The organism is Methylibium sp. (assembly GCF_035762065.1).
In the GTDB taxonomy this organism is placed as follows: Bacteria; Pseudomonadota; Gammaproteobacteria; order Burkholderiales; family Burkholderiaceae_C; genus Methylibium.
The window spans coordinates 25,541-31,567 of the sequence record NZ_DASTPW010000037.1 but is presented as its reverse complement, the minus strand read 5'-3'; the positions used below and the strand labels follow the sequence as shown (position 1 = coordinate 31,567).

Genomic DNA, 6,027 nt, shown 5'->3' with positions numbered 1-6,027 from the left:
CCGGCGAGTACAGGGTCGTCGCCGCCAGCAGGGCCTCGCCGTAGCCGGCCGCGCCCGGCGCGCCGGAGGCGGCGATGAAGTGGGCCGACCACAGACCGCTGCCGAGCGCGAGCGCGCCCCAGCCCAGCCACATCGAGCGCGCGGCGCCGCGGTGGCGCATCGCGCGCCGGGCCAGTTCAAGCGCGAGCGCGGCGGCTGCCGAGCTCAGCAGCAGCAGGCCGAGCCACTGCCATGCAGACGCGTGCCATGCGAAGAGGTCGTGCGCCATGCCGGAGGATCGTGTCGAAAGCCGCTCGATGTCGTTCGGCAGCTATCGGCATCCCGGCGGGCCGCTTGAGCGGCGCTAGCGCAATTGCAGGTCGTCGTCGGAAAAACGCACGTCGATCGGCTCGATCTGCAACTGCTTCGCGCCTGCCTCGACGCGGCCGGCGACCCAGGCGTCGACGCCCTGCGCGCGCGCGACCTGCACCGTGCGCTCGGCCTCGTCGGCCGCGACGAAGAGCGCGAAGCCGGCGCCCATGTTCAGCGTCGAGTAGGCCTCGCGGGCGTCGTGGCCGGCGTGCTCGGCGATGAAGCGCAGCACCGGCGGCACCGGCGGCAGCGTGTGGATGCGGTAGCTCAGCTCGGCCGGGTGGCGCAGCAGCTTGCGCCACCCGTGGCCGGTGATGTTCGCGCAGTAGCGCGGCGCGATGCCGGCCTTCCACAGCGCCTCGGTCACCGGCGAGTACAGGGTCGTCGCCGCCAGCAGGGCCTCGCCGTAGCCGAGGCCCGGCTCGATCTCGGTGAGCCAGCCCTGCGGCAGCCGCTCGACCAGCTTGCGCGCGAGGCTCAGGCCATTCGCGTGGATGCCGCTCGAGGCGAGCAGCACGATCGCGTCGCCCGGCGCGAGCTTGTCGCCGACCGACAGCCGTGACTTCGGATTGACGAGCCCGGTGCACGAGGCCGCGAGGTCGATGCGCCCGGCCTCGACGATGCCCGCCAGCGCCGGCGTCTCGCCGCCGCCCCAGGCGACGCCGCAGGTCTCGCAGGCGCGCTTCCAGCCTTCGACCAGCGCCTGCGCGCGCTCGGCGTCGGCGAACCAGTCGCTGCCGCCGGCGGCCCAGTAGGCCTGCACGACCAGCGGCGTCGCACCGACGGTGATCAGATCGTTGACGGCCATCGCGATCGTGTCCTGCGCGATCGCGGCGTAGAAGCTGCGGCCGGTCAGCGTCTTCATCTCGTCGGCGACCAGGGCCTTCGAGCCGAGGCATTCGACGATGCTCGCCAAGTAGAAAGGGCCAACATCGACGACGTAGGCCGACTCGCCGCGCGAGGCCGCCACCTCGCTGAAGCCGTGCACGCCCAGCTGCACCGACGTCGCTTTCGCCGCGCGCTGCGCCTTCACCTTCAGCGGGTCGATCAGGTCGTAATCGACGCCGGCGTCCTCGTAGCGAAGCGGAGCGGGAGCTTGCGGGCTTGTGGCGGGCTTCATCCGCGGCGATTATCGGCGCGCGCCTGACGGTCCCCGGTGTGCAAGGAAGCATGAAGCCAGTCCCGGTTCGCCAGTTCACGCTCTTCGGTCTCGGCATCGCCGCATGCGCGGTCATTGCGCTTGCGGTGGCGACCTGGCAGTACACGCAGCAGACGCTGCGCGCGGTCGCTTTCGTCGGCCATACCCAGGAAGTGATCGCGGCGCTGGGCGCCGCCGAGGCACAGCTGTTCCGCGCTGAAGCAAGCCAGCGCTCCTATCTGGTCGACTTGCGTTCCGAATTCGCACGCCAGCGCGACAGCGCTATCGCGGAGGTGCAACGCACGCTCGACGCACTGGCGGCACTGACCGCCGACAACGCCGGTCAGCAGCGACGCATCGTCGCGCTGCGCGGCCTGGTCGAGCGGCGTGTCGAAAGCTATGCCGCCTTGCAGTCGCAGCTCGCCTCGGGCGTCGAGATGCCGGCGGCGGCGCTGCTCGACGAAGGCGCCGACCTCCGCGGCGAGTTCCGCCCGGCCTTCGCGGAGATGGTGGCCGAGGAACGCCGGCTGCTCGGCGAGCGCCAGGCGGTCGAGGGCCGCCGCACCGACTCCGCGCAGGCGACTTTCGTCAGCCTCGTCGCCGGCCTCGTGGTCTTGCTCGCCGTGATGTTCTGGCGGTTGCAGGCCGACTGGCGCGCGCGTCAGTCGGCCGAGACCGCGGCGGCCGACGAGCGCGGCTTCGACGCGGCGCACGCCCGCGTGTTGACGCTCTACAACGCCACCAACGACCGGCGCGAAGCGCTCGACGGCACGCTCGCGTTGCTGGCCGACACCGGCCTGTTCCCGGCCGCGGTGTTCTACGAGCATCACGAGCTGGGCGGGCAACTGCTCAACGTCGCCGCGCGGGGCGCGCCGGCGGATGCGAAGCCGGTGCTGCGGTCGGACGAAGGCCTGGTCGGCGCGGCGCTGCGCGACGGCGCCATGCGCTACCTCGAAAGCTTCGACGCCGGCGCGGCGATGCGCATCGAGACCGGCCTGGCCGCGCTGCAGCCGGCGGCGATGCTGTTCGCGCCGGTGCTGCACCAGCGCAAGCAGCTCGGCGTGCTGGTGCTCGCGGCCGCGCGCAGGCTGCGCGAACGCGAGCGCGAGTTCGTGGAGCGCATCGCCGCGCAGCTCGGCGTCGCCCTGCACAACCTCGGCCAGCTCGAGGACTTGAGCCAGCTTGCCCAGCGCCTGCAGGAAAGCGCCGAGGAGATCCATCAAAAGAATGCGCTGCTCGAACGCGGCAGCCGCATGAAGAGCGAGTTCGTGGCCAACATGTCGCACGAGCTGCGCACGCCGCTGAACGCGGTGATCGGCTTCTCCGAGATCCTGCGCGACGGACTGGCCGGCGAGCTGAATGCCGAGCAGAAGGAGTACGTCGGGGACATCCACGACAGCGGCAAGCACCTGCTGCTGTTGATCAACGACGTGCTCGATCTGTCCAAGATCGAGGCCGGCCAGATGACCCTGGAGCTCGGGCCGGTGATGCCGGCCGAGCTGGTCGCAAGCGGCATGGCGGTCGTGCGCGACAAGGCCGCGCTGCGGCGCATCCGGCTGAGCGAGACGGTGATGCCCGGCCTCGGCGCGCTGTGCGCCGATGCGCGCAAGCTCAAGCAGCTGCTCTACAACCTGATGTCCAACGCGGTGAAGTTCACGCCCGACGGCGGGCACGTCGGCGTGAGCCTGGCGCGTGTCGAGCGCAGCCGCCTGGATGCGGTACGCGAGGCGGACGACGCCCGCGTCTTCCTGCCGGCCGACCTCACGCCTTCGCAATGGCTGGAGATCGAGGTCTCCGACACTGGCATCGGCATCACCCCGGCGGGCCTGCGCGAGCTGTTCCAGCCGTTCGTGCAGATCGATTCGAGCCTGTCGCGCAAGTTCGCCGGCACCGGGCTGGGCCTGACGATGGTCAAGCGCCTCGCCGAGCTGCACGGCGGTGGCCTGATGACGCGCAGCACGCCGAACGAGGGCACGCGCTTCACCGTCTGGATCCCCTGGCGCGAGCTCGCCGGCGGCGGCATCGCGCCATCGGATGCCGGTGCGGGGGCCGAGCGCGCGAGCATCGCGCCGGAAGTGAACGACGAAGCGCCGCTCGTGCTGGTGATCGAGGACGACGCGCGTGCGGCCAGCCTGATCCAGCTCCAGCTGCGCGAGCAGGGCTTTCGCATCGAGGTCGTGCGCCATGCCGAGGCGGGGTTGCGGCGTGCGGCGGAGTTGCAGCCGCAGGCGATCGTGCTCGACATCATCCTGCCCGGCATGGATGGCTGGGACCTGCTCGCGCGGCTGAAGGAAGGCGAGGCGACGCGCCACATCCCGGTCGTGATCGTCTCGATCACCGACGAGCCGCAGCGCGGCTTCGCGCTCGGCGCCTCGCAGGTGCTGATGAAGCCGGTCGCGAAGGACGAGCTGCTCGCCGCGCTCGCCGCCGCGGGGCTCGCGCCGTACAACGGCGGCGGCCGCGTGCTGGTGGTGGACGACGACCCGAAGGCCGTCACGCTGGTGTGCAAGCACCTCGAGTCCGCTGGCTTCACCACGCTGTGCGCCTACGGCGGACAGCAGGCGCTGGAGCTGCTTGCGAGCCAGCGGCCCGATCTGCTGGTGCTCGACTTGATGATGCCGCACGTGTCGGGCTTCGACGTGATCGAGGCGCTCGCGCGGCGCGGCGATACAGCCGAGCTGCCGATCGTCGTGCTCACCGCCAAGCTGGTGACCGCCCACGACCGCGAGCAATTGCACGGCCGCGTGCAACGCATCATCGAAAAAGCCGAGTTCCAGCCGGCCAGCCTGCTGGCCGAAGTGCGCCGCGCGATGGCCCGCGCGCGTGTCCACCATCCGTAGACGAAGCCGATCCTTCACGCACCATGAGCTCCGACACGCCCAAGCTGCTGATCGTCGATGACCATGAACCGAACATCCGGCTGTACCGCGCTGTCCTGAAGGACCTCGGCGCCGACATCGACAGCTGCTCGAGCGGCGAGCAGGCGCTCGAGCGCTGCGCCCAACACGAGTACGCGATGGTGCTGCTCGACGTGCACCTGGCCGGCATGAGCGGCTTCGACGTCGCGCTGCGCCTGCGCGAGGCCGACCCGGCGGTGACCACGCCGATCGTCTTCGTCTCCGCCGTCTACACCCACGAGGACGACGCCTTTCGCGGCTACCGGCTCGGTGCGGTGGACTACCTGCTGTCGCCGGTGGTGCCGGTGATCCTGCGCGCGAAGGCCGCGGCCTTCATCCGGCTGTACCGGCTGCGCCAGGAGACGCAGGCTCAGCACTTCGCGATGGAGCGGGCTTTTCGCGAGCTGCGCGCCGCGCACACGGAGCTGGAGCATTTCAGCTGGTCGGTCTCGCACGATCTGCGCACGCCGCTGTCGCAGATGCTGGGCTTCGCCGACCTGATCCGCATGCGCAGCGCCCAGCAGCTCGATCCGGTGGGCCTCGGCTACCTGGACAAGCTCGTCGCGAGCGGCCGGCGCATGAACGCGCTGATCGACGACCTGCTCGCGCTGGCCGGCATGGCGCGCGCGGAGCTCAAGCCGCAACCGGTGGATTTGTCCGCGCTGGCGCGCGAGGTCTCGCGCGAACTGTCCGCCGCGCAGCCGAAGCGGCCGGTCGACTGGGCGCTGGCGGACGACCTGCGCGCGCTCGGCGACGCGGGCATGCTGCGCGCCGCCTTGAGCAATCTGCTCGGCAACGCGATGAAGTACAGCGCGCACCGCGACGATGCGCGCATCGAGTTCGGCCGCGCTTCCGATGAAGAGCAGCGCGAGGGCCGGCCGGTCTTCTTCGTCGCCGACAACGGCGCAGGGTTCGATGCCGAGGCCGCCGGCGAGCGGCTGTTCCGGCCCTTCCAGCGCTTCCACACGAACGCCAGCTTCGAGGGCACCGGCATCGGCCTCGCGATCGTGCAGCGGGTCGTCGCGCGCCACGGCGGCAGCATCTGGGCGCAGTCGCGGCCGGGGCAGGGCGCGCGCTTCTTCTTCACGCTGCCCGAGCCCCAGCGGCGCAGCAGCCAATTCGCGGCGCTGGCCTGAACGGCGCAGCGTCGAAACCGCACTCGGAGCACGCATGAGCACGGTCCTGGTCGTCGACGACAACCCCGCGAACCTGAAGCTGGCCCAGCTGGTCCTGGAAAAGGCCGGTCATCAAGTGATCACCGCGGGCGACGGCGAAGCCGGCCTGCGCCTCGCGCGCGAACGGCTGCCGGCGTTGGTGGTGATGGACGTGCAGATGCCCGGGCTCGACGGACTCGCGGCGACCCGTGCGCTGCGCGCCGATGCCGCCACCGCCGGCATCAAGGTGCTCGCGCTGAGCGCGCTGGCGATGAAAGGCGACGCCGAGCGCATCCTCGAATCGGGCTGCGACGCCTACCTCGCGAAGCCCTTCCACTACCAGGACCTGATCGACACCGCGGCGCGCCTGCTGCGCTGAATCCGCGAGCGCAGGCGAGTGGACCGCCTGCCTAGAATCCCGCGCATGAGCAGCGAGGTTCTCCCGAGCGCGAAGTCCCGCTCGGCGGGGCCCGCGCAGCGCGAAGGA

Annotated in this window: 5 protein-coding genes; 3 read left to right on the top strand and 2 right to left on the bottom strand. The window is 71.0% G+C overall.

Annotated elements, in window-relative coordinates:
- Window positions 1-268: hypothetical protein (locus VFR90_RS10065; RefSeq protein ID WP_326405993.1), on the bottom strand; the 268-nt coding region annotated here is incomplete at its 3' end.
- Between the two features lie 75 nt (window positions 269-343).
- Complete coding sequence (locus VFR90_RS10060; RefSeq protein WP_326405992.1) at window positions 344-1,471, bottom strand: AIR synthase-related protein; 1,128 nt, start codon at window positions 1,469-1,471, stop codon at window positions 344-346.
- A gap of 50 nt (window positions 1,472-1,521) precedes the next feature.
- Between VFR90_RS10060 and VFR90_RS10055 the strand changes: the two genes are divergently transcribed.
- Genes VFR90_RS10055 through VFR90_RS10045 form a run of 3 tightly spaced genes read left to right on the top strand, consistent with a single transcriptional unit; the run spans window position 1,522 to window position 5,919 of the window.
- Window positions 1,522-4,329, top strand: coding sequence for a response regulator (locus VFR90_RS10055; RefSeq protein WP_326405991.1), 2,808 nt, complete (start codon window positions 1,522-1,524; stop codon window positions 4,327-4,329).
- Between the two features lie 23 nt (window positions 4,330-4,352).
- The gene (locus VFR90_RS10050; RefSeq protein ID WP_326405990.1) at window positions 4,353-5,522 is read left to right on the top strand and encodes a sensor histidine kinase; all 1,170 of its coding nucleotides are present in this window, start codon (window positions 4,353-4,355) and stop codon (window positions 5,520-5,522) included.
- Window positions 5,523-5,556: 34 nt separating this feature from the next.
- A complete protein-coding gene (locus VFR90_RS10045; protein ID WP_326405989.1) occupies window positions 5,557-5,919 on the top strand; it encodes a response regulator in 363 nt (120 codons plus the stop codon).
- Window positions 5,920-6,027 lie beyond the last annotated feature (108 nt).

Excerpts from the sequence above, each read along its gene's own strand:
- VFR90_RS10055 (WP_326405991.1), top strand. The coding sequence starts at position 1,522 with ATGAAGCCAGTCCCGGTTCGCCAGTTCACGCTCTTCGGTCTCGGCATC.
- VFR90_RS10045 (WP_326405989.1), top strand. The coding sequence starts at position 5,557 with ATGAGCACGGTCCTGGTCGTCGACGACAACCCCGCGAACCTGAAGCTG.
- VFR90_RS10050 (WP_326405990.1), top strand. The coding sequence starts at position 4,353 with ATGAGCTCCGACACGCCCAAGCTGCTGATCGTCGATGACCATGAACCG.
- VFR90_RS10060 (WP_326405992.1), bottom strand. The coding sequence starts at position 1,471 with ATGAAGCCCGCCACAAGCCCGCAAGCTCCCGCTCCGCTTCGCTACGAG.